Source organism: Yimella sp. NH-Cas1 (genome assembly GCF_022359705.1).
GTDB classification, from domain to species: domain Bacteria; phylum Actinomycetota; class Actinomycetes; order Actinomycetales; family Dermatophilaceae; genus Yimella; species Yimella lutea.
This window is the reverse complement of record NZ_JAKSGG010000003.1, coordinates 2,449,471-2,471,397: the sequence shown is the minus strand read 5'-3', so window position 1 is coordinate 2,471,397 and position 21,927 is coordinate 2,449,471. Positions and strand designations below refer to the sequence as shown.

The following is a 21,927-nucleotide window of genomic DNA, read 5'->3' as shown; positions in this document are numbered from 1 at the left end:
TGGCCGGGCTATGAACAGGCGGCCGGGCGATATCCCGGCCACTCGTCCATAGCCCGGCCACTCGGCGGGGTTAGGGTCGACGTATGCGTTCTGGCCTGACTTCGACCTTCGATTCCGAAACCCGCGTGCAGGACGACCTGTTCGGGTTCGTCAACAATCACTGGGTCCGCAGCACCGAGATTCCCGACGACCGTGCGCGGTACGGCGCCTTCGACGCGCTGCGCGAGGCGTCCGAGGCAGCTGTCCGAGTGATCATCGAGCGGGCCGCCGCCTCCGACGCCGAGCCCGGCACGGGGGAGCGCAAGGTCGGTGACCTGTTCACCTCGTTCATGAACACCGAGTCGATCGAGGCCGCCGGTGCCGACCCGATCCAGCCGCGGCTGGAGCAGATCCGCGGTTTGCGGTCGACGAGCCAGCTGGCCGGGCTCATGGGCGAACTCACCCGTCGCGGAGTGTGGAGCGCGATCGCCTTCTACGTCACCGCCGACGCCAAGGACCCGGACAAGTACATCGCCTACCTCACGCAGAGTGGTCTCGGCCTGCCGGACGAGTCGTACTACCGCGAGGACAAGTACGCCGAGGTGCGCGAGAAGTACCAGGGGCATCTCGAGCGGATGGCCGAGTTGGCGAGCGTCCCCGATCCTGCCGATTTCGCGCGCCGTGTGTTCGCGCTGGAGACCCGCCTCGCGACTCATCACTGGGACGTCGTCTCGACCCGCGACGCTCTGAAGACCTACAACAAGCACTCGTTCGCCGAACTGAAGGATCTGGCCCCCGAGTTCGATTGGGATGCTTGGGTTTCCGGGATCGGGGCGCCGCCCGGAGCATTCGCGGACGTGGTCGTCGGAGAACCGTCGTACCTGTCCGGTCTGTCCACCGCATTGGTCGACCACGACCTGGACGACTGGAAGGCGTGGCTGTCGTGGATGGTCATCAGCGACCAGGCGGCGTACCTCCATCAGGACATCGTCGACGAGAGCTTCGCGTTCAACGGCAGGGTGCTCAGTGGCACCCCGAAATTGAAGGAGCGGTGGAAGCGCGGCGTCGCGGTCGTCGAGTCGTGCATCGGTGAGGTCGTCGGGCAGTTGTACGTCGACGAGCATTTCCCGCCGCGCGCCAAGGAGCGCATGGAGGAACTCGTCGCGAACCTCATCGAGGCGTACCGCCGCGACTTCGAGAGCCTCGAATGGATGTCGCCCGCGACTCGTGAACGCGCGCTCGGAAAGCTGGCGCAGTTCACCCCGAAGATCGGTTACCCGGACAAGTGGCGTGACTACTGCGCGCTCGAGATCGACGCGGACGACCTGCTGGGAAACCTTGCTCGGTCGGCCGAGTTCGAACTCAACCGTCAGCTCGGCCGCATCGGGCAGTCGATCGATCGCACCGAGTGGTTGATGACCCCGCAGACGGTCAACGCGTACTACCACCCGATGATGAACGAGATCGTCTTCCCGGCCGCGATCCTGCAGCCGCCGTTCTTCGACGTCGACGCGGACGACGCGGTCAACTACGGCGGCATCGGTGCGGTGATCGGTCACGAGATCGGGCACGGCTTCGATGACCAGGGTTCGCGCTTCGACGGCGACGGTTCGCTCACCGACTGGTGGACCCCGGAAGACCGCGAGCGTTTCGAGGAGCGTGCCAAAAAGCTCATCGACCAGTTCGACCAGGAGTCACCGGCCGATGCCCCCGACATCAAGGTCAACGGTGGACTGACCGTCGGCGAGAACATCGGCGACCTCGGTGGTCTGACGATTGGTTACATGGCGTATTCCATTGCGCAGGAGGAGAATCCGGCTCCGGAACTGGACGGATTCACCGGTAACCAGCGTTTCTTCCTCGGGTGGAGCCAGGTGTGGTGCGGCAAGGCGCGTCCGGACGAGGCGAAGCGTCTGATCGCGATCGACCCGCACGCGCCGGCCAACTGCCGCGCGAACGTCGCACGGAACCTGCGCGAGTTCCACGAGGCGTTCGACGTGCAGCCGGGCGACGGCATGTACCTCGCGCCCGAGGACCAGGTGCGGATCTTCTGATGTCGCGCATCTTCACCACCAGCGTCGCGTCGGTGTATCCGCACTACGTGACGAAGGTCGAGAAGAACGGTCGTACCGAGGCCGAGCTGCGTGAGGTGATCGAGTGGCTCACCGGCTTCGACGCGGCGGCTCTCGACAAGCACCTCGCCGACGAGACGACCTTCGAGGAGTTCTTCGCTGAGGCGTCGGTCAACCCGAACGTCTCGCAGATCACCGGCTCGGTGTGCGGGGTGAAGGTGCAGGAAGTCGAAGACCCGCTGATGCAGAAGATCCGTTATCTCGACAAGCTCGTCGACGAGCTCGCCAAGGGCCGTCCGATGCAGAAGGTGCTACGCGCCTGACCCGTCGCGGGACAGCCCGCGCACCGCGTCGAGATGCGCAAGCTTCAGCGGATTGCGTTGCACCAGAGTGCGATTCAGGAGGCCGTCCGCGACTTAGAAGGTTGAAGGTCGAGTCGAGCTGACCGTCGATGTCGGCGAGCACCGCCGGGCCGCCGTTGAGGTCGACGATGCGGAACTGCGTGGGTGCGTCGGGCCGCACGGCCAGCAGGAACCGCAGCACCTTCTCGACGCCGACGATCGGACGCAGCGCGGCCTTGCGCACTCCGCCGCCGTCGGTCAGCGTGTGGCGGTGGTGACGCGGTCGACTCGTCCGGTGCGGGCGAGCACCTCGGCCTGCCGGTCGGCGTCCGTCGGGACATCGACAGGGCGGGCGAAAATGCCTGGCGCATAAGCGTGTTCGCCCCAACCGGTCACTGCCGAGTCGATCTCGTCGAGCTCAGGGTCCGTGAGGAGGGCGCGTTCGCCATGTGAGGCTGCGAGGTCCCAGCGGTGCACCAACAGATCGAATCCGTAGAACTGCGACAGCGTCTCGCCCACGGTGGTCGGGCCGAAGTGGCCGTCGTAGGTCTTGTCGCCCACGCCCGGCTCGGCCAGCAGCTCACGGACCTTCGCGTCGTGCGCGCGCCAACGTGCGGACGGATCGCTGTGGTCGAGGTTCGGTAGGTCGAATCCCTGGCCGGTGAGGAATTCCCGTTCGGTGTCGACGACGTGGTCGACCACGTTGCGGGCGGTCCATCCGTCACACGGGCTCTGGGCGTCCCAGTCGGTGATCGATGCGACCACCTCGGTGAACGGGTCGGCGTGGGCGGTCCAGGTCTGCAGACTGTCGGCCATGGTCTTCTCCTTCGGTTGAGTTCTTCGAAAGTAGGAGCCCGGCCACCGCCCGGTATTGATAATTTCCGACACATGGGCCGGGCTGCAGACGATGTCGAACGCGCGCACCTGCGCGACGCCGGCGACCGCACGTTCACCATCCATCGCTACCCGGCGCCCGATCACCTCGCCGGGTTGCTGCGGCGTTACTGGATTCCGGTCTGGGATGTGCCCGCCGGGGAGCAGGCGGTGCAGAAGGTGCTGCAGTATCCGCTCTGCCTGCTGATCACGACGCCCGCCTACTCGCGTTTCGTGGGGCCGAATCGCGGGCTCGGCACGACCGTGCTCGAGGGGCGCTCGTGGGGCTTCGGTGCGATGTTCGCGCCGGCGGCGGGAGCACTGCTGCTCGGTCGACCGGTGCGAACGCTGACCGACACGCATCTCGAACTCGATGCGGTGCTGCCCGGACTCACCGCGCCACTGATCGACGTCATGGCACCGGACCCCTCCGATCCGCGGGCGCATGCGATCGGGCGCGCCCTCGTGGAGGAGCGGCTGGAGCGGCTGCTGCCGATGGACGACGAGTCGGAACTGGTCAATTCGATCGTCGAGCGCGTCGAGACCGACCCGTCGATCACCACGGTGACGCAGCTGTGCGAGCTCGTCCGCCTGCCCGAACGCACCCTGCAACGTCTGTGCTCGCGCCGGCTCGGACTCAGCCCGCTGTGGCTCATCCGTCGACGCCGCCTGCACGAAGCCGCGGACCGACTGCGGGACGGCACTGGCTCGTTGGCCGACACCGCTGCGGACCTCGGCTACTCCGATCAGGCGCACTTCTCCCGCGACTTCAAGGCATCGACCGGGATGACACCACGGGAGTTCCTGCTGCGCAGTCAGCCGCGCTGAGCCGAGCCAGTCCGCGCCACCCCGCGCACACGCCCCCCTTGCCACCGTCCCGTGGCGGTGTTGTAATTCTGTAATTTGGTAATTCGCTAGGAGATTGTGATGATGGCACGACAGGCAATGGGTGGCCCCGGGCGCCGGACGGCGCGCGAACTGCCGTCGGCGGACGACGTCGCCGAGTGGTTCAACGGCAGGCTTCCGGCGCAATGGTTCAGCAGTTTCGACCTCACCGCCGACCGCGAGGAGATCGTCGTCATCGGGCGCCTGACCCATGTCACCGAGTCGAACGCCGAGGCCGAGGGCAAGGTCGCGAAGTTCCGGTCGGACACTCGTGACGAGCGGATCGGCATCGCACTCGACGCCGAGAGCCGCTACCACCGCAAGGTCTCCTGGGGCATCGCTGTCGGAGACGAGACCTACCTGTTCACGCACGTCGCGGCGCCGGTGATGACACGGCTGCGCCAGCCGGAGCGACACGTGCTCGACACTCTCGTCGATGCCGGCGTCGCCGGATCACGCTCGGAGGCGCTCGCCTGGTGCGTTCGTCGCACCGGAGAGCACATTCACGAGTGGCTCGACGAACTGCGGCAGGCGATGTCGGAGGTGGAGGAACTGCGCAAGCGCGGCCCCGGCAACTGATGCAGACCTGACCTGGGGAATTTGCTGACGGCGCGCTGTAGTTGGCCGACGTCGGTGTGGGGTGCGAGGCGGGTGACGGCTTCCTCATAGGGGGCGGGGACGTGCCTCGCGATGATCACCAGTTGGTGGAAGGTGATCGCGGTGGTCTCGAACGCGGCCAGGGCACAGGGCAACTCGTCGGCGCGGGAGGCGACTTGGACGATGTCGGTCGCGGCGCCGCGGGAGATACCTGCGAAGCAGGTGAGCCAGTGTTGTGGGGAGCGGATGCCTGACCCGGCCCAGTGCTGCTCCCGTAGCGCGAGGCGGGTGACTTCGACGCGGTGTCGGTAGGCGGCGGTCAGCACTCCGGCGGCGTGTTCGAGGTCGTACCGGGCCGCGCAGGCGGCGTCGACCTGGGACAGTCCGGGCCGCGTCGCGCCCATCGGCACCGGAGCAACAGCAGGCTCAAATCGTGGCCGGATCGCGTTGTGTCACAACCGATCCCGTCACCATCGAACCCTCGTCCAGCTCCATGAACAGAGTCTGCCACCCACCACCGACAACCTCGATTGCCCGACTGTGGGCCAGCGGTTCTGCGTCAGTGTCGGTCGACGAACTCGCGGGCGCGACCGAACCTGGCGACCTGATGCCAGACCTGCTTCACGGCCTGCGGATGATGCCGACCGGTGCGCGCCGCATCGCCGATGATTCGTGCGTCGAGCATGCCGTCACGCGCGATGCTGCGCGCAAGCTCGACCGCCGGTGGGTCACGGTAATCGGCGTTCCGTTCGAGGGTGCCGAGGTCGAGCGCGCGGCCCTCGTGCCACTCCACTGGCACCCCGAGCGAACCGGCAGAGTCCGCGTGGGCGGTGTCGCGGTAGCAGGGGTCGAGCACGACGGCCTCGACATCGCGTTCGATGATCAGGACGCCGTGCACCTGCGCCTCGATGTATCCGTCGAGCAGGTCGCCGTCCTCCGGCTCGTGCTGCGGAGGCTGCCGGTCGAAGCGACGTACGGCGTCGAGCAGGTTGCCGAATCGGGCGGCGGTGCCGATCACCGAGGGCTGGGTGAAGGAGTCAGGGAAGCAGAAGGTTGCGCGCTCGAGGGCGTGCTCCGCGAGCCGGAAGTAGCACGAACCGAAACGGGGTGCCCCGCCGAGCGGCCGCCGACGGTGATCGACCGCGCCGTACTTCGGACGTTCCTGCGCCGGGGCGTCGTCGTAGGCGCCCCGAACAGGCGACCCTCCCAGCGCCATCGGTCTCCACCGGGATGAGCGGTGAGGCCGCCGTTGCCGGTGCCGGTCTCGAATTGCGACCGGTAGACCCCGTCGCGCGCGATGCCTTCGATCGTCGTCGCGTCGCCGCTGCGCCGGTCCGGGTGGAAGTTGAGCGTGATGCGCAGCGATCGGTCCATCGGGTCGCCGTGGCTCGACGACGTCACATGCGCGACGGCCGCCCGCGCCCAGCGGGACGGCTCGGCCGGTGGCTGTGTGCGCTCAGGCCGGGCTGACATCGGTGATCCGATGAACGCCGATCGTGCGCACCGACTCACCCACCGTGCCGGTGACGCGTCCTCCGTCGACGCCGGTCGGTCGCAGGGTCACGCGCTTGATGTTGCCGGCGGTGTCGACGTAACCAACCCGCACGGGCAGCCCCGCGGCAGCGGCGTCGAGCAGCAGGTCGACCGTCACGGCCGGGTCGCCCGCTGATTCGCCTGGGGCAGAACCATTTCGGGCGAGTAGGTCAGCCACGAAGCGCTCGGCGGCTGAGTCGCTGACAGCAGTGGTGACCACCGGCGACGGCGGACGCGGCACCGGCGCCCGGTGCTGGACGGCGCCCGTCGCGGCCACGGTGCCCGACGCGTCCTCTCCCAGTGTGGAGTAGCCCGCCTCGCGCAGCAGGGTGAGCATGCGCGCCGCCGGAAGCCGCGACACGACCACGGTCGGGGCGATGCGCAGCAACTGCAAGGGCTCGGTGTTGCGGTCGGCGAGCAGCGCGTCGAGCAACGTCTCGTCGTCGCTTCGCAGGTAGCAACTCGCGGCGCCGATGCGGGCAACTCCGTGTTGCCGCGCGACGTCGTCGATGAGGTAGTCCAAGGCCTGCGGGAGTGGGGTGAGGCTCGCGGCGCTCAGCCGGTCGCGCAGATCGGGCGCCGACCAGCCGGCATCGAGCCCGCGCCGAAGAGACGTCGAGCTGAACCGGTAAACCGTTGCACCACCACTTGATTCGACGTCGGCGACGGCACCCATCAGGCGCCGCAGATCGTCCCGCAACGGCCCGGGAGCGATCGCGGTGAGGTCGGCCTGCACGAGCAGGTGGTCGATCAGGGTCGGCAGCAACGGCTCGAGCGCGGCGGCGCCGCACCGGTCGTCGAGCAGAGCACGTCCGGCGGTGCTGAGCTGACCGTCGGCCACCAGGCCGAGCCATTGCGCCTCGGCCAGCACGTCTGCCGACCGTGTCGGCGTGCCCGGCGGCAGCCGCAGCGGACGGTGCCAGCGCAGCAGATCGTCGACGTCACCGGCGTCGACCGCGACGTTGAGTCCCGCCTCCGCCACGGCGCCGAGCACATCGTGGCGGCGCTGCCGCATCATCGGCCACGCCGCGCCCGAGCCGAGCAAATTGACGGTGGTGCCCGCAGCGTCCCGGGTGCCGACGAGCGAGGGTGCACGCAGCATCGCCCACCACGCGTCGATCAGCACCGACCACCGGTGCGCGGGCGAGGTGTCGAGCCAGTCGTCGTATGCGGATGTCGGCAGCCAAGTGGGTTCGACGTCGTGGTCGTCGGCGACCAGCCCTGCGGCGTGGGCGATCTCGGCGACGAAGGCGGCTGCGGGTTCGGCGAGTGCGAGCTCGGTGGAGAGTCGCTTGTGGTCGCGCACCGACACCCCGCCCTTGGCCATCACCCGAGGCGGGTTGTTCTGCCACCAGTCGGCAAGCGACTCGATGTGGCGCAGCAGGTCGAGCGCCGCCTGGCCGGCGTGCGCGTCGGTGACCGACCGGTCGACGCCCGCTCGACCCACGGTCGGCAACGTCAGCGGCGCGGAGTCGAGCGCGTCGTGCTCGGCGAGGGCCGTGGCGCGAGGCAGCAACAACTCGCTCACCGATCGGGTCGCGACCAGGGCAGAATCCCTGCGCCACAACAGCGCTCGGGTCCACAACAGATCGGCGAACTCGCCGATGACCGCCGTGTCGACCCCGAGTCGGGCTGCGGCGGCAGCGCCGTCACCGTCGGTGACCAGCAGCGTTTCGAGCACCCTCAGCGCGTCGGCCGACAAGCTCTCGACGGCCCGCTGCACGCTCGCCCGCGACGCCGCACGCGCGGCCAGACCCGACACGTCGACCGTGCCGCCCTGCATCAGATCGGGCCGGGCCAGCACCAGTTGCCGCAACTGCTCGGGTGAACGCGCACGCACGTCGTCGGCGAGGCTGCGATTGGTTTCCGGCACCCCGCAACGGTAATCCCACGGCTTCGTTGCGGAATGCTGTGGAGTCGGGCGCGTCGACCTGCCAGGCTCGAACCCGTGACGACGAACGCGACGACCGAGATGAAGCAGAAGCTGCACACCTACCTGCGGGAGGCGCGGGAGGCCGTGCTCTGGAAGGCCGACGGACTCGACGAGTACGACCTGCGCCGTCCGCTCACCCGCACCGGCACGAGCGTGCTCGGACTCATCAAGCATCTGTCGCTGGTGGAGGCGTGGTACTTCGGCGACTGCTTCGACCGGCCGTTCGAGCCGCACCTCACGGGGTGGGACGAGGGCGCCGAGGAGGAGAGCGACATGTGGGCGACGGCCGAGGAGTCCAGCGCCGACCTGATCGCCACCTACCGCGCCGCGATCGCGCACGCCGACGCCACCATCGACGCTCTCGACCTGGACGCGATCGGTCACGTGCCGTGGTGGCGCAGCGATGGGGTCACCTTGCACTCGATGCTCGTGCACGTACTGAGCGAGACCGCGCGTCACGCCGGCCACGTCGACATCCTGCGCGAGGGGCTCGATGCGCGGGCCGGGATGAGCGAGGGCAACACCAACCAGGGCGACCACGACGACGCGTGGTGGGCGGCGCACCGCGCCCGCATCGAGGCGGCTGCTCGTGCGGCTGCCGGCCCGAAGACTCCCTGACGGGGTGCGGGCTCGCACGCGATGTGCTTGATTGGGCGTCATGAGTGATCGCGCACCCAGCGGGCAGCAGTGGACCCTGATGGCCCACGACCAGGAACTCGTCGTCGTCCAGGCGGGTGGAGGAATCCGCGAATACCGCTCGGGTGGAAGGCCACTGCTGCACGGCTACCCGGTCGACGCAAAGGCCGATGCCGGACGGGGTCAGCACCTGATGCCGTGGCCCAACCGTATTCGCGACGGCAAGTACACCTACGCGGGCAAGGAGCAGCAGTTGGCGCTGTCCGAACCGGCACGATCGAACGCCTCCCACGGACTCACCCGTTGGGCGACCTGGCACCTGGTGGAGCAGAGTGATGATCGAGTGGTCGTCGGTTGCTCGCTGCTGCCGCAACAGGGTTGGGACGGGATCCTCGAGCTGACCGTCACGTACTCGATCGGCGAGGACGGCCTCACCGTCACGCCTGCTGCAACGAACGCCGGCCGTGCAGCGGTGCCCTTCGGTTACGGCGCACACCCCTACCTCACGGCCGGGGAGGACACGGTCGACCAGCTGATCCTCGAACTGCCTGCCGGCACCGTGATCGACGTGGACGACCGCCTCATCCCTACGGGCACCGCGCCGGTGCCGGCCGAGCTCGACTTCTCGACCGCGCGGCCGATCGCCGATACGCAGCTGGATCACGCGTACACCGATCTGCGCGCGGAGGACGGTCACTGGCGCATCACGGTACGGACCGACGAACACGCGACGACGCTCTGGGCCGATGCGGACGCGTTCGGCTACGCGCAAGCCTTCACCGGTGACTCGCTGCCCGGTGGTAACGCCCGGCGCACCGGCGTCGCGGTCGAGCCGATGACCTGTTCGGCCAACGCTTTCAACACCGGCGAGGGCCTCATCGAGCTGCAACTCGGACAGACCTGGTCGGCGTCGTGGGGCGTTACGGGAGAATGACGCCGTGAACCCCTCCATGGCCTTCGCGACCGTGCTGATCGACGAGCTCGTCCGGCACGGCGTACGTGACATCGTCCTGGCTCCCGGCTCCCGATCGGCGCCGCTGGCGTACGCCGCGCTCGAGGCCGAGAAGGCCGGACGACTTCGGCTGCACGTGCGCATCGACGAACGGTCGGCGGGGTTCCTCGCCCTCGGCATGGCGAAGATCCGTCGGATCCCGGTGCCGATCATCACCACCAGCGGCACCGCGGTGGCCAACCTGCACCCGGCCGTTCTCGAGGCGCACCATGCCCATGTGCCGATGCTCGTCCTCTCGGCCGACCGGCCGCCGGAGATGCGCGCTGTCGGTGCCAACCAGACCACCGACCAGGTGAAGATCTTCGGCAACTCCACCCGCTGGTTCTACGAGTTCGGCGTACCCGAAAGGCGTGCGGGTCAACAGGATTGGTGGCGTTCGATCGTCGGACGTGCCCTCGCCGAAGCGACCGGCGTACCCACGGGCGACGCCGGCCCGGTGCACCTGAACATTCCGCTGCGCGCCCCACTGGTGCCGGACGTCGACAGTGAGGACTGGCCGGAGGACCTCAGCGGTCTGCCGCGCGGTGAGTCCTGGCTCAACATCCGCCAGGTCGACAGCCACCGCGCTGTGGCTGCCGGGCCCGGCATCGCCCCCGTGCCGCGCACGCTGGTCGTGCTGGGTGACCTGCCCGAGCCGTCGATGGCCGCCGAGGTCGCCGAGCTCGCGGACGCGGCGGGCTGGCCGGTCATCGCCGAACCGTTCGGTCAGTACCACCGTGGACGGGTCACCCCGCACGGGGCGCTGATCCTGCGTGCCACCGAATGGCTGGAGCGCAACCGGCCAGAACGCGTCCTTGTGGCCGGACGCACCACCCTCGATCGGGAGGTGGGCAAACTGCTGCGCCATCCGGACGTCTCGGTCGAGGTCGTCACCGCCGGCACCTCGTGGGCGGGCTCGAGTCACCACACCCGCCGCGTGCACGCGTGGGAGGACATCGAGCGCAGCCGGACGGCGGTCGCCAGTTGCGCGGACCGCGCGTGGAGCGCCCGGTGGCGTCGTGCCAGCACTGCGCTGTCCGAGGCCGCGACACCGCTCATCGAGGGCAGCTGGCCTTCCGGCATGACCGTCGCCCGGACGGTGGTGCACAACCTGCCCGACGGCTCTGCGATCGTGATCGGCCCGTCCAACATCGTCCGAGACCTCGATCTTGCGCGAAACCCCAATCGCATTGCGCGAGAGGTGGTTTCGGTAGCCAATCGCGGTTTGGCAGGCATCGACGGCATGGTGTCGACCGCCGCGGGCGTCGCGCTCTCGCGTCCGGAACGACCGACGTACGCACTGATGGGCGATCTCACGTTCCTGCACGACGGCAACGCGTTGCTGATCGGCCCGGACAACGACAAGCCGGACTTGACGATCGTCGTGCTGAACGACGACGGCGGTGGGATCTTCAGCACCTTGGAGCCGGGCCAGGACCACTTGACCGATTCCTTCGAGCGCATCTTCGGAACGCCGACCGGCGCCAACCTCGAGCTGGTGTGTCGGGCGCGCAGCACGCAGTACGAGCTCATCACCGACCGCGACACGCTCGCCGATCGAATCGCCAACCCCAGCAAGGGGGTTCGGGTGCTGGAGGTACGCATCGAGCGTTCTGCCGAGCGTCCTCTGCACGAACGTCTTGCGGAGGTCGCCCGACACGCGCTGGCCGAACTGGACTGATCGCGCTCAGTCGGCCGATGGCAGAGACGGGTGATCCGTCGGATACACGCCGATGGCGAATCCGTACACCGTGTCACCCGAGCGCGGCATCCGGTCGAACTCCTCGACGAGTTCAGCCATCCGGTGCCAGAACTGCGACGCCTGGTCCTGCGAAAGGCGGGCGTGCCGGATGAAGCCCCACAGCTTGCCGCGTTCGTAGGCGGGGCCGGATTCCTGCGCGGCGACCTCGAAGTCGTTGAAGTCCCGCGGCATTGCGCCGCGATCGGCGGCGGGTTCGGCCGGTCAGACTAGCATCGTCGAACGTTCCAAGAATGTGGATCATTGCCTCGAGAAAGCTGTTGCTCATGACCGACGTGCTGCTCTACCACCACATCCAGGGCCTGACCGACGGCGTCCGTGCCTTTGCCGACGAGCTACGCGAGGCCGGGCACACGGTGCACTCACCCGACCTGTTCGAGGGGCGGACATTCCCCAGCATCGAGGACGGCTTCGCCTATGCGAAGGAGGTGGGGTTCGAGCAGTTGGGCGAGCGAGGCGTCGCTGCTGCCCAGGAGTACGGAACCGATCTCGTGTATGCGGGCTTCTCGTTCGGTGTGGCGATCGCCCAGCAGCTGGCCCAGACCCGATCCGGCGCACGCGGCGCGCTGTTCATGTACTCCTGCCTGCCGGTCAGCGAGTTCGGAGCATGGCCGACCGGGCTGCCCGTGCAGATCCACGGCAAGGAAGGCGACGAGTACTTCGACGAGGACCTGCCCGCAGCACGTGAGCTCACCGAATCTGAGTCCAATGCAGAGCTGTTCGTCTACCCGGGCGATCAGCACCTGTTCGCCGACAGCTCTCTCGACGCCTACGACCCGCAGGCGGCGGCCTTGCTCATGGAGCGGGCCAAGGCCTTCCTTGCCGGGCTCGACTGAGCGCTCCGGCAACGAAAAGTCCGCAGAACCAGTAGACCAACTCGACGATTCTGCGGACTTTTCGGGTTGTTCAGACGTGCTCCTGGTGATCCGAACTCTCGCTCGGTGCAAGGCGGACAGTGCCGCTGCCGGTGCGAGCGCTGAGCTTGACGAAGTCTTGGCCGGGGGCCGGTTCGCCGGCGGAAGGCAGCGTCGACTCCACCGGACGTCCGGAGACCACGTCCGTCCAGACCGGAGTGCCTTCGGGGACGTGCACGCTGACCGAACCACTGCCGGTCTTGGCATCGATCTCGCCGTGCTGGAGGCGACCTACGGACACGTCGCCACTGCCGGTGCGTCCCCGCACCTTGCCCCGAGCCCGCTCGATCGACAGGCTTCCGGAGCCGGCCTTGAACGAGAGTTCGCCGAGCAAGTCGCTGATGCTGACGTCGCCGGAGCCGGTGGCGACGATCGCCACGCCGTCGAGGCGTCCGGCTCGGACGCCACCGGACCCGGTGCGCAGTCGGGCGTCGCGCTGCAGATGAGCCACCGTGATCCGGCCCGAACCGGTGTCGACGAGGGTCTCGCGTCCGACCCGGTCGAGCACCACGTGGCCTGATCCGGCCTTGCACTGCATCGAGCGCAGCTCACCCTGCTGGGTCACCGGCGCGCTACCTGACTGCACAATGACGTCACTGTCGCCCGGAACGCGGATGCGCAGGTCGACGGCCCATTCGCGTCCGCCGCCCAGCCCCCGCGGCCGCGGGGTGACCACGCGCAGCGAGCGACCGCGCTGCTCGACCAGCACCTCGTCCGCGTGAGTGCCTTCGATCTCGACCGAGACGTCGGTGGATCTCGTGGCGTCCAGGTGGACCGAGCCGCCCTGGATCTCCACGTACAGCTCGACAGGTTCGCGGGCCTCGAACTGTTCGTGTCGCATGATCAGTTCCAACCCTTCATGTGTCGGCTGCCCTTTCGTCCGGTGAACGGGTCCTGACCGAGGAAGTGGTTGATCAGTTCGCTGGGGTCCATCTGGAACCCGTCCTTGATCGTGGAAACGCGAATTGCGTTGACGATCCACGTGTTCAGCGACTGGTTGGCAGCCTCGGCGCGAGCCTCGGCCTTGGCCTTGACCGCCTCGGGCAGGCGTACCGTGACGCGGGCCAGGCCGCCTTCGTCCTCGGGTTCGGCGTCCTTGTCCAGGTGAGGGGGCGACGGGGGAGTGGGCGGACTCGGCAGCGGCGCGTTGATCGCGAAGTCGAGGTCGCGACCGACCAGTTTCACATCGACCGAACCGGACGGCATCTTGGCCGTGATCTCGGCGGCAGCGGCGCTGACCGCCTCCATGATGGCCAGTCGCGCGGATGCGTCGATGGCGTACGAGAGGCGTTCGGCGACGAACTTCTCGCCGTCCTCCCCGGCGGCACGGGCGGCAGCGAGCAGGTCCTGCCGCATTCCTTCGATGTACGGAGTGATGTCCATAGACATCACTATGACGTCAACGTGGCGTCAGCGTCAAGGGTTCGGGGGCGGCAGAAGAATCCAAGCCTCCGACGATCTGCTGGACGCGGGTCATCACGAGGTCGGCAGTCGAGGTGCGTGAGGGTCATGGGGCCTCGACCAGGCCGGTGACGCGGGCGTCGTGGGCCGCCAGCGTGGGAGGCAGCGCCGTCTCCTCGTGGTCGAGCAGCCAGTGCCCCAGTCCGAGCAACTCAGCCGCCGGTCGGGGATCGCTGCGCGCGAGAGCGGCGGCCGTTCCCACGCAGCACTCGCCCATGGCCGGGGCGGACGCGTAGGAGCGGGGCCCGCCCATCGCCTCGGCGAACCACCTCGTGGCCACATCCACCCGGTCGAGTGCCAGCGCCGCCCAACCCGCGTACGTGGCGATCGTGGCCGTCGGCTGCACGCCGAGTCAGCCTGCCTGGCACGCGGAGTCCTCGAGCAGGTCGAGCGCCTCCTGCGGCCGGCCGGCGTGCAGCAGCAGCGCCAGGGCGGCCTTGGGATGGCAGTGACCCGATGCACCACGCCGGCACTGTGGCCTGCCCGGGCCATCGCCGCGTGCGCTCCGCCATGGCTCCCTCGGCGTCACCGACGGCCGCGTCCTTGTCCGAGCCGCCCGGACGGTGCTCGTCCAGAAGGAAGCTCGCCGGCGTGGTCCGAACGCCACGGCGTAGCTCGTCCAGCCGTACCCGGCTCGGGGCCGACCAGGGTGGCAGACACGTTGTCGTAGGCGATGTCCCCGTGCCACAGGGCCAGGGCGCGGCGGCACAGATCGGGGTTCAGTGCGTACACCCAGGCCGAGGTGCGCCGCGCCGAGGAACGGGCCGAGTTGAATGCCCAGGACCAGGCGGCGGGACGGTCCGCGACTCGTCCGGTCGACCCGGATCGGGTGCACCTGCAGCGTGTGTTGCGCGGCACCGCGACCGGTTCCTCGGCCGAGGCGGAGTGGTTGCGGAACGCGGCGATGGTCGGCCTCGAGCTGGTGCCCCGGTGGGGTAAGGGTGGCCGCTACGTCGTCACCGGATACTTGGTGTCGTTGGCCGACACCGACTCGGTCGCGGTCGCCGCATCGAAGATCGCGCCGGACCTGACATTTAGATCGTTGCGGAAGCAGTGGGCACCCCACGAAACCCCCGAGACCCGGCGGGAAGCTCTCGCGCTGTGGCGGGAAGAAGAGGCGGTTGTCGACCACCCCACCACCGACATTGAGGAGCACCTGGCCGAGCCGAGCACCACGCAGAACGGTTCGCTGCCGAGGTCGAGGCGACCGACCCCGAAGACATTGAGCAGTGGCGATCGCACGCGGCCGCCGCCGGCTGGATGCTCGCCCTGGCCGCGGTGCATCACCCCGACCCGCACGAGGCGTCCCGGCTGGGAAGGTCGCCGACGACTACGCCCGAGTGTCGTTCGATCCCCGCCCGGAGGACTACACCACCGGGGCCGGGATGTAGCACGGCAGCATTCTGCCCCGCTCCCGCTCAGCAGGGCTCGCAGCACGACACCTGAACCTCGCGATCCGCGCCGGCGGCCGCGACCGCACTCGCGGCTGGTACGCGGTGATGAAGCAGATCCAGCGCACCGTGCGCGCTATGCAGGATGCGCAGGCCGCCCGCCAGGAGCTCGTCGACCTTGGTCGCGGCCAAACCGTCACCCAGCAGCAGCTCGTGCCTGTCCTGGTCGGCGCCGGGGATAACGCTGAGGCCGGCCGCGTCCCCTCGTCGATGCGCACCAATCCCGCGCCGGAGCTGCCGGCAGAGGCGATCGAGGTCCAACAGGCCGCAGCGCACGGCACCTCTGGGCGACCTCGGTTCCCGGCCGCCGGCACCGGTCCGGCGCGCGGCTGGGCCAATGAATGGCCGGCACCCCACGCCGTACCGGGCCGGCACCTGATCGAGGGCTCGGTCAGTGAACCTTCCACACACATCAGGATGAGGGGGCTACAACCAGCGTTATGGCCCCCTTGTGTCACCCAGAGATAGCCCTACCCAGCCCCGTCAGCTAGTCGGCGAGTCGGGAGGGCCTTGCGTGAGAGATAGCGTCCCAAGGCCTGGGATCGCATGTCCCGACGTGGTCGATCACCATTCGCCGCGATCCTTAGTATCGACGCCATCTTCGATGCTGTTGAATAACACGCGAAAGTAGCGGACAACCCCCCATAATGTGACGATCGCAAGCGGGAGCGATAATATTTGGAGGAGCGACCCCAAGCCCTCATTCGATTGCTTGAGTTGCGATCCTCCAAAGGTAAGGGCTCCTGTTGCAATCGCTGCTAGGTACAACCATGCAGGGAACTTACTTTTTCTAGCTTGATCACGTTTCACGTGGCTATCACTCACTACCATTCGAACTCATTGTGAAAAGGGCTGTTGGAAGCCCTGGATCCGATTGAAGCCGAGCGTTGCATTTGCGATTACTTCTGCTCCACGACCATACATGAAGCCGGCGACGCCACCGATGACGGTTCGTTCCGGCCCGAACAACGATCCGACGCCGGCGAAGTATCCTGATGCTACCGAGCCGCCACTTACGCACGCAGAAAGTCCTCCGATGGAATCGGTAACATCAGACCAGTACTTTCCGACAGGGTCCATGTAGTTGATCGGTTTGCCTCCTTCAAACACGTATGGGTTTGCACCGGCCGGGTCGTTGAGTCGCGTGATCGGGTCGAGACTGATCCATGTGCCGGCGTAGGTGCCGTTCCGGCGTTCGCCACGCTTTCAATGCTTAGAGATGACGCCCTGAATTCCGAAGTTGCCCCAGGGGCTTTGCTGTCCGGCGCCGGACGACGTCGATGTTCCGGAGGTGCCGTCGATGCCCGAGGTTTTGCCGTCGCATCGGTGGGTGCGGCTCAGGGCGGGTTGAGTCGTGCACAGCTGCACCGTGATGGCGTTGAAGCGACCGGCAAGGTGCACGTCTTTCACGCGTCGATGGCGCTGGGTCCCAAGCACCAGCATCTGACTGATGAGCAGTGGAACGTGTTGGCTCATGAGTACGTGAAGCGTGCCGGTTTCGTTGATGAGAACGGGCACGGCTCGTCGTGGATCGCGGTGCGCCATGGGCTGTCCTCGAAGGGCAACGACCACATCCCTCGCGGTCGACAGGCAGAGCCCCGAGCGCGGCCATGCCCAACTCGCGCAAGCGGTCCCTGCCGAGCGAGGTGTCGGTTGACGCGGCGCAGCATCGTCGGGTCGCTGGGGTCGGAGAGTGCGCCGAGACGGGTCGGCCAGGCCCGCATGCGGTGGTGCTCAGACAGTACTACCCGCCGACAGCTGGCGGAGTCGGCGATCATCACCGCGATCTCGGCCTCGTCGGTGTCCGATGACCGGACCCACATCGCGAGACCGATCGCCCGGCCGGTGCCGGACTCATGTGCCACGTGCGATCGCTGAACACCGTCCACCACCCGTGCGAGTGCGGTCGTCGAGCGGAGCGGAAGCTGCTGGATGCCGGTGTGAAGACGCAGGTACGCAGATTGCGCAGACATCCCACCCATGACCTCGTGGACGGTGAGGACGTCGCCGTCCGTGAGGGAGCGCACCGCGAAGGTGTCGGTGGGCGCCGGGAGGGTAGTGCCCCAGTGCTGGATCACAGGGATCGTGGTTGTCGTGGTCTGCATGACGCTCCTTGTGGTCTCGTGACACCAACCTGCGCGCCCGGTCTGTCACCGACCTGGCACGGTCGGAGAACCTCCGAGAACGCTGGGCTTGCTCGACCAGCGTCGGGGTTGTGATCGGGTTGGCGTTCGCGGTCACCGTGGTTTCGGCGCCTGCGGATTCCTTCGTCATCCGCAGGGCTCAACCAGCGGTAAGGGCTCGACCAGCGTCGGGGTGTGGTCGGGTTGGCGTTCGCGGTCACCGTGGTTTCGGCGCCTGCGGATTCACTTCGACACGTCGCTTGTGCCTCGCGACGGCTCAGTACAAGCCTTCGTCATCCGCAGGGCTCGACCAGCGGCGCGGGCTCGACCAGCGGTGGTCAGTCGTCGGCGAGGGCGCTGCGCATCGGCAGCAGCTTGGCGTCCGACTCGGCCAGTTCGGCCTCGGGGATGCTTCCGGCGACAATGCCGCAGCCGGCGAAAAGCCTTATTCGACAGGGGTCTTCGGGGTCGAGCATGCCGCTGCGAAGAGCGATGCCCCACTCGCCGTCACCATCGGCGTCGAGCCAACCGACCGGGCCGGCGTAGCGTCCGCGGTCCATCCGCTCGAGTTCGTGGATGACCTCGGCTGCCATGCCGGTCGGCGTGCCGCACACCGCCGCGGACGGGTGCAGCGCGGCAGCGAGCGCCAGTGACGGCGTGCCGTTGCGCAGCACGCCGGTGACGTCGGTGGCCAGGTGCATCACGTTGGGCAGGTGCAGCACGAACGGGGACTCGGGCACGTTCATCGACTTGCAGTGCGGACGCAGCGCCTCGGCGACCGAGCGCACGGCGTACTCGTGTTCTTCGAGGTCCTTGGAGGACCGGGCCAAACCGGCGGCCAGGCCGAGGTCGTGCTCGTCGTCGCCGCTGCGGCGGATGGTGCCAGCGAGAACACGCGAGGTGACCAGGCCCTTCTCGCGGCGCAGCAGCATCTCCGGTGTCGCCCCGAGCATGCCGTCGACGGCGAAAGTCCACGTGTTGGAGTAGGTCTGCGACAGGCGGTGCAGCAGCCGGCGCGGGTCGATCGGGGTTGCGCTGCGAGCCACGACGTCGCGCGCCATGACCACCTTGTCCAGGTCGCCGTGCTGGATGCGCTGCACGGACTCGGCGACCGCGTCCGCCCACTCGTCGCGGCTCAGGGATCCTGATTCGAAGGCCGTCTCGCCGGTCGTGCGCGGCTCGTGGCGCTCCACCCGGGCAGGGGTACCGGGCAAGCGGTCGGCCGTCGCGATCTGGGTGATCCAGCAGCGGCCCTCCCGTCGTCCGACGACCACCTCGGGCACGACCAGCGTGCTGGTCTGACCCGAGCGGCGACTGAACGCGAAGGTGCCGAATGCGATGGGTCCCGTGCCCGGGAGGTCGAGATCGGTGCGGACCACGGCGCTCGCGGTGACGTCCTGCCACCACTGTGTGGCGGCGTCGAACCGGTCGGCACCGCTGGTGGTGATCGAGGCGGCCCGGCCCCAGCCGATGAGTCCTTCGCCGCCCCGCAACCAGCAGACGATGTCCTGCGGCGCGACGTCGTCGGGCACCAGCAGCGACAGGTCGATCGGGTCGGGGATCTGCGTCGTCCGGGCCACCAGGGTCGGCGGGGTGGCGTCGGCGAGCGGGAAGGTCACGAGCAAGGAGCGTACGCCGACCGGCGAGTAATACGGTCACTGCGTGCGTCAAGATGGGCACATGAATCGCGCCAGCCTCGACAAGCGCCCCTCGGACGTCGCCCGGATGTTCGATGACGTGGCAGCCCGCTACGACATCACCAACGACGTCATGTCGATGGGGCAGGACCGCCGCTGGCGCAAGCAGGTGGTGGATGCCGTCGCACCCAAGCGTGGCGAACTCATCCTCGACATCGCTGCCGGCACCGGCACGTCGAGCGAGCCGTTCGAGGCGGCCGGTGCACAGGTCGTGCCCGCCGACTTCTCGCTCGGCATGCTGCGCGTCGGCAAGAAGCGTCGCGCCGACATGGCCTTCACCGCGGCGGACGCGATGAACCTGCCGTTCCCGGACAACACGTTCGACGCGGTCACGATGAGCTTCGGTCTGCGCAATGTCGAGAACGCGGTGAAGGCGCTCGCGGAGTTCCACCGCGTCACCAAGCCCGGCGGACGCGTCCTCATCTGTGAGTTCTCGACGCCGACGAACCCGGTTTTCCGCAAGGTGTACTCCGAGTACTTGATGGGTGCGCTGCCACGCATCGCCAAGCCGGTCGGCTCTAACGCCGAGTCGTACGTGTACCTGGCCGAGTCGATCCAGGCCTGGCCCGACCAGGCCGGGATGGGCGCGCAGTTGCAGCAGGCCGGCTGGAGCGACGTGGAGTGGAAGAACCTCACCGGCGGGATCGTCGCGCTGCACCGGGGCACCAAGGCCTGAGTTCTTCGCGGTCCGGAGCACGAGTGGCCGGGTTCTCGTCCCGTCGGCGCCTTGATTTCGGCGCGCACGCCTTCCTTCGTCAGGCGTGCGGCTCTACCAGCGGCGTTTTGGGTGCGGCTCTACCAGCGGCGTTCGCAGGGTGTGGCTCGACCAGCGGCGGTTGCGGAATGTAGCTCGACCGGCGGTGTTTAGGGTCGCCTTAGTAGGGACATTCGAGGGCTGCGACGTAGAGTGCACGGGTTAGTGAACGTCTTCACAAGCAGACCCAGAAGCACCGAGGAACCCCACTGTGAGCCAGGCTGCCCCGCGTCATGCGGCGGAGGGAACCGCTGACGTCATCGTCGTCGGCGCAGGCCCCGCAGGTTCGGCGACCGCAGCGCACCTGGCCCAGGCCGGCCTCGACGTGCTGGTGCTGGAGAAGGCCACTTTCCCCCACGACACCGACCGCGGCAACAACCGTGGCGAGGCTCTGTCTCCGCGCGCGGTTCGCGAACTGATCACCCTCGGCGTCCCCACCGACGGGTGGGTGCGCACCAAGGGTGTGCGGATCATCGGTGGCGGCATGCGACTGCAGGTCGCCTGGCCGGACGAGGCCGCCTTCCCGCCGTACGGTTTCGTGCGCAGCCGGCGCGAACTCGACCAAGCCCTCGCCGAGCACGCCGCGGCCAAGGGCGCCCGCGTGCTGCACGGGGTCGAGGTCACCGGGCCGATCAAGGACTCGAACGGCAGGATCGTCGGCGTCGAGGCTCGGCGCATCGACGACGAGGGCGCGAAGGTCGGCTTCGACACGCCGCTGGTCATTGCGGCCGACGGTGCCGGGTCGGTCCTGGCGCAAGTAGCCGATCACGAGTCGGAGCAACCGGAGATGTACGCGGTCTGCGCCACGTACTCCAGTCCGCGCAGCAACGACGACCACCTGGAATCCTGGGTCGAATTCCCGACGCCGGACGGCGGTGAGCCGATGCGTGGCCGCGGCTGGATCCATGGCCTGGGCGACGGCACGAGCACCGTCGGACTCACCGTTCGCGAGGACATTGCGCCGGCGGACGCCGCGAACGCCCTGAAGCGCTGGGTGGCGACGATGCCGTCCGAGTGGACCTTCGACGACTCCACGATGCAGGGCGAGATCGAGGGCACGCGCCTTCCGGCGGGTCTGATCCGAGGGCCGTTGTACGCCGACGGGCTGCTGCTCGTCGGCGACGCAGGAGCCTGCACCAACCCGTTCACCGGCGAGGGCATCGCTGCCGCGCTGGAGTCCGGCCGCCTCGCTGCGCAGGTTGTCGTCCAGGCCTTCGCGCGCTGCGATGCCGCCGGTCGCGAGCAGGTCCTGGCTTCCTACCCGGACGCCGTGAGCGGCGCGCTGGGCGGGTACTACACAATGGGTCGTTGGTTCGCCAAGATGATCGGCAACCCGCACCTCGAGCGCTGGGCCGTGAAGTACGCGGTACCCCGCGCAACGACGATGCGGTTTGCGGTGAAGTTGATGGCAAACCTCGGTGACACCCACGGCCGCAACGCCGACGACCGGCTGCTGGCAGCCCTGACACGGGTGACCCCGGCAGCATGAGCGTGAATACCATGGAGCGTCGCTCGATCATGAGCGCCTGGAAGGAGTCGGCCCGATGCAAGGGATGACGAACTACTCGTATGCACCGCTGTTGTTCTTCGCGGCCATCGGTCTGTTCTTCGCGGTGTTCTCGGTCGTCGCCGGTGCACTCGTCGGCCCGAAGCGATACAACCGCGCCAAGGCGGACGCGTACGAGTGCGGCATCCAGCCCACCCCGCACGCCGACGGCGGCGGACGCGTCCCGATCAAGTACTACCTGACCGCGATGCTCTTCATCATCTTCGACATCGAATCGGTGTTTCTCTACCCGTTCGCTGTCTCCTTCGACCGCATGGGCCTGTTCGCCCTGGTCGAAATGGTGCTGTTCATCCTGACCGTCTTCGTGGCCTACGCATACGTGTGGCGCCGCGGCGGCCTCGACTGGGACTGAGGTCCGAAA

23 protein-coding genes and 1 pseudogene are annotated in these 21,927 nt (G+C 68.1%); 11 read left to right on the top strand and 13 right to left on the bottom strand.

Annotated features, from left to right (window positions below; translation table 11 throughout):
• Positions 1-83 precede the first annotated feature (83 nt).
• Both MF407_RS12170 and MF407_RS12165 read left to right on the top strand, forming a co-directional pair.
• Entirely contained in the window at positions 84-2,033 is a 1,950-nt protein-coding gene (locus MF407_RS12170; protein ID WP_239702431.1) for a M13-type metalloendopeptidase, read from the top strand.
• Positions 2,033-2,374, top strand: a complete 342-nt coding sequence (locus tag MF407_RS12165; protein ID WP_239702430.1) for a DUF2200 domain-containing protein — start codon at positions 2,033-2,035, stop codon at positions 2,372-2,374. The genes MF407_RS12170 and MF407_RS12165 overlap by 1 nt, the downstream gene beginning before the upstream one ends.
• Positions 2,375-2,650: 276 nt before the next feature.
• Here MF407_RS12165 and MF407_RS12160 read toward each other — a convergent pair whose 3' ends face one another.
• The gene (locus MF407_RS12160; RefSeq protein ID WP_239702429.1) at positions 2,651-3,208 is read right to left on the bottom strand and encodes a maleylpyruvate isomerase N-terminal domain-containing protein; all 558 of its coding nucleotides are present in this window, start codon (positions 3,206-3,208) and stop codon (positions 2,651-2,653) included.
• Between the two features lie 72 nt (positions 3,209-3,280).
• Between MF407_RS12160 and MF407_RS12155 the strand changes: the two genes are divergently transcribed.
• Positions 3,281-4,093, top strand: a complete 813-nt coding sequence (locus MF407_RS12155; RefSeq protein WP_239702428.1) for a helix-turn-helix transcriptional regulator — start codon at positions 3,281-3,283, stop codon at positions 4,091-4,093.
• Positions 4,094-4,192: 99 nt separating this feature from the next.
• Positions 4,193-4,729, top strand: coding sequence for a hypothetical protein (locus MF407_RS12150; RefSeq protein WP_275578259.1), 537 nt, complete (start codon positions 4,193-4,195; stop codon positions 4,727-4,729).
• Here the strand turns inward: MF407_RS12150 and MF407_RS12145 are convergent.
• The 3 genes and pseudogenes from MF407_RS12145 to MF407_RS15925 all read right to left on the bottom strand — a co-directional run bounded on the left by MF407_RS12145 (position 4,654) and on the right by MF407_RS15925 (position 8,153).
• Positions 4,654-5,151: a hypothetical protein gene (locus MF407_RS12145; RefSeq protein ID WP_239702427.1), complete on the bottom strand. Its 498-nt coding sequence runs from the start codon at positions 5,149-5,151 to the stop codon at positions 4,654-4,656. The two genes, MF407_RS12150 and MF407_RS12145, sit on opposite strands and share 76 nt — an antisense overlap.
• A gap of 155 nt (positions 5,152-5,306) precedes the next feature.
• Positions 5,307-6,121, bottom strand: a pseudogene (locus MF407_RS12140) (DUF3626 domain-containing protein).
• 82 nt (positions 6,122-6,203) lie between these two features.
• Positions 6,204-8,153 (bottom strand): helicase-associated domain-containing protein, encoded by a 1,950-nt coding sequence (locus MF407_RS15925; RefSeq protein ID WP_239702426.1) that lies wholly within the window; start codon positions 8,151-8,153, stop codon positions 6,204-6,206.
• A 75-nt stretch (positions 8,154-8,228) separates the two neighbouring features.
• Here MF407_RS15925 and MF407_RS12130 point away from each other — a divergent pair, with 75 nt between their 5' ends.
• The 3 genes from MF407_RS12130 to menD are packed head-to-tail and all read left to right on the top strand — an operon-like array spanning position 8,229 to position 11,521.
• Positions 8,229-8,831 (top strand): DinB family protein, encoded by a 603-nt coding sequence (locus tag MF407_RS12130; RefSeq protein ID WP_239702425.1) that lies wholly within the window; start codon positions 8,229-8,231, stop codon positions 8,829-8,831.
• A gap of 40 nt (positions 8,832-8,871) precedes the next feature.
• On the top strand, positions 8,872-9,783 hold the full coding sequence (locus tag MF407_RS12125) for an aldose 1-epimerase family protein (protein WP_239702424.1): 912 nt from the start codon (positions 8,872-8,874) through the stop codon (positions 9,781-9,783).
• 4 nt (positions 9,784-9,787) lie between these two features.
• Entirely contained in the window at positions 9,788-11,521 is a 1,734-nt protein-coding gene (gene menD, locus MF407_RS12120) for a 2-succinyl-5-enolpyruvyl-6-hydroxy-3-cyclohexene-1-carboxylic-acid synthase (RefSeq protein ID WP_239702423.1), read from the top strand.
• Positions 11,522-11,527: 6 nt separating this feature from the next.
• Here the strand turns inward: menD and MF407_RS12115 are convergent, their stop codons facing one another.
• Positions 11,528-11,773 carry a hypothetical protein gene (locus tag MF407_RS12115; RefSeq protein WP_205744695.1) on the bottom strand — a complete coding sequence of 82 codons (246 nt, stop codon included), beginning with the start codon at positions 11,771-11,773 and terminating at the stop codon, positions 11,528-11,530.
• A 92-nt stretch (positions 11,774-11,865) separates the two neighbouring features.
• Between MF407_RS12115 and MF407_RS12110 the strand changes: the two genes are divergently transcribed.
• Positions 11,866-12,435 carry a dienelactone hydrolase family protein gene (locus tag MF407_RS12110; RefSeq protein ID WP_239702422.1) on the top strand — a complete coding sequence of 190 codons (570 nt, stop codon included), beginning with the start codon at positions 11,866-11,868 and terminating at the stop codon, positions 12,433-12,435.
• A 70-nt stretch (positions 12,436-12,505) separates the two neighbouring features.
• Here MF407_RS12110 and MF407_RS12105 read toward each other — a convergent pair whose 3' ends face one another.
• The 8 genes from MF407_RS12105 to MF407_RS12070 form a co-directional block, all read right to left on the bottom strand.
• Positions 12,506-13,354, bottom strand: coding sequence for a DUF4097 family beta strand repeat-containing protein (locus MF407_RS12105; protein ID WP_239702421.1), 849 nt, complete (start codon positions 13,352-13,354; stop codon positions 12,506-12,508).
• 2 nt (positions 13,355-13,356) lie between these two features.
• Positions 13,357-13,896, bottom strand: a complete 540-nt coding sequence (locus MF407_RS12100; protein WP_211345128.1) for a toxin-antitoxin system HicB family antitoxin — start codon at positions 13,894-13,896, stop codon at positions 13,357-13,359.
• Positions 13,897-14,020: 124 nt separating this feature from the next.
• Complete coding sequence (locus MF407_RS12095; protein ID WP_239702420.1) at positions 14,021-14,320, bottom strand: hypothetical protein; 300 nt, start codon at positions 14,318-14,320, stop codon at positions 14,021-14,023.
• A 602-nt stretch (positions 14,321-14,922) separates the two neighbouring features.
• Positions 14,923-15,216 (bottom strand): hypothetical protein, encoded by a 294-nt coding sequence (locus tag MF407_RS12090; protein WP_239702419.1) that lies wholly within the window; start codon positions 15,214-15,216, stop codon positions 14,923-14,925.
• A 176-nt stretch (positions 15,217-15,392) separates the two neighbouring features.
• Positions 15,393-15,686 (bottom strand): hypothetical protein, encoded by a 294-nt coding sequence (locus MF407_RS12085; protein ID WP_129625245.1) that lies wholly within the window; start codon positions 15,684-15,686, stop codon positions 15,393-15,395.
• Between the two features lie 945 nt (positions 15,687-16,631).
• Entirely contained in the window at positions 16,632-16,901 is a 270-nt protein-coding gene (locus tag MF407_RS12080) for a hypothetical protein (protein ID WP_136622855.1), read from the bottom strand.
• Positions 16,898-17,530: a hypothetical protein gene (locus MF407_RS12075; protein WP_129625247.1), complete on the bottom strand. Its 633-nt coding sequence runs from the start codon at positions 17,528-17,530 to the stop codon at positions 16,898-16,900. The genes MF407_RS12080 and MF407_RS12075 overlap by 4 nt, the downstream gene beginning before the upstream one ends.
• A 356-nt stretch (positions 17,531-17,886) precedes the next feature.
• Positions 17,887-19,110 carry an isochorismate synthase gene (locus MF407_RS12070; RefSeq protein ID WP_239702909.1) on the bottom strand — a complete coding sequence of 408 codons (1,224 nt, stop codon included), beginning with the start codon at positions 19,108-19,110 and terminating at the stop codon, positions 17,887-17,889.
• 118 nt (positions 19,111-19,228) lie between these two features.
• Between MF407_RS12070 and MF407_RS12065 the strand changes: the two genes are divergently transcribed.
• The 3 genes from MF407_RS12065 to MF407_RS12055 all read left to right on the top strand — a co-directional run bounded on the left by MF407_RS12065 (position 19,229) and on the right by MF407_RS12055 (position 21,918).
• Positions 19,229-19,921, top strand: coding sequence for a demethylmenaquinone methyltransferase (locus MF407_RS12065; protein ID WP_129625249.1), 693 nt, complete (start codon positions 19,229-19,231; stop codon positions 19,919-19,921).
• Positions 19,922-20,210: 289 nt separating this feature from the next.
• The gene (locus MF407_RS12060; RefSeq protein WP_129625250.1) at positions 20,211-21,488 is read left to right on the top strand and encodes a geranylgeranyl reductase family protein; all 1,278 of its coding nucleotides are present in this window, start codon (positions 20,211-20,213) and stop codon (positions 21,486-21,488) included.
• A 64-nt stretch (positions 21,489-21,552) separates the two neighbouring features.
• Complete coding sequence (locus MF407_RS12055) at positions 21,553-21,918, top strand: NADH-quinone oxidoreductase subunit A (RefSeq protein WP_129625338.1); 366 nt, start codon at positions 21,553-21,555, stop codon at positions 21,916-21,918.
• Positions 21,919-21,927 lie beyond the last annotated feature (9 nt).

Coding starts and splice junctions, on each gene's coding strand:
- MF407_RS12170 (WP_239702431.1), top strand. CDS start 84: ATGCGTTCTGGCCTGACTTCGACCTTCGATTCCGAAACCCGCGTGCAG.
- MF407_RS12165 (WP_239702430.1), top strand. CDS start 2,033: ATGTCGCGCATCTTCACCACCAGCGTCGCGTCGGTGTATCCGCACTAC.
- MF407_RS12160 (WP_239702429.1), bottom strand. CDS start 3,208: ATGGCCGACAGTCTGCAGACCTGGACCGCCCACGCCGACCCGTTCACC.
- MF407_RS12080 (WP_136622855.1), bottom strand. CDS start 16,901: ATGAGCCAACACGTTCCACTGCTCATCAGTCAGATGCTGGTGCTTGGG.
- MF407_RS12110 (WP_239702422.1), top strand. CDS start 11,866: ATGACCGACGTGCTGCTCTACCACCACATCCAGGGCCTGACCGACGGC.
- MF407_RS12145 (WP_239702427.1), bottom strand. CDS start 5,151: ATGGGCGCGACGCGGCCCGGACTGTCCCAGGTCGACGCCGCCTGCGCG.
- MF407_RS12105 (WP_239702421.1), bottom strand. CDS start 13,354: ATGCGACACGAACAGTTCGAGGCCCGCGAACCTGTCGAGCTGTACGTG.
- MF407_RS12155 (WP_239702428.1), top strand. CDS start 3,281: ATGGGCCGGGCTGCAGACGATGTCGAACGCGCGCACCTGCGCGACGCC.
- MF407_RS12075 (WP_129625247.1), bottom strand. CDS start 17,530: ATGCAGACCACGACAACCACGATCCCTGTGATCCAGCACTGGGGCACT.
- MF407_RS12065 (WP_129625249.1), top strand. CDS start 19,229: ATGAATCGCGCCAGCCTCGACAAGCGCCCCTCGGACGTCGCCCGGATG.
- MF407_RS12150 (WP_275578259.1), top strand. CDS start 4,193: ATGATGGCACGACAGGCAATGGGTGGCCCCGGGCGCCGGACGGCGCGC.
- MF407_RS12055 (WP_129625338.1), top strand. CDS start 21,553: ATGACGAACTACTCGTATGCACCGCTGTTGTTCTTCGCGGCCATCGGT.
- MF407_RS12125 (WP_239702424.1), top strand. CDS start 8,872: ATGAGTGATCGCGCACCCAGCGGGCAGCAGTGGACCCTGATGGCCCAC.
- MF407_RS12100 (WP_211345128.1), bottom strand. CDS start 13,896: ATGGACATCACTCCGTACATCGAAGGAATGCGGCAGGACCTGCTCGCT.
- MF407_RS12115 (WP_205744695.1), bottom strand. CDS start 11,773: ATGCCGCGGGACTTCAACGACTTCGAGGTCGCCGCGCAGGAATCCGGC.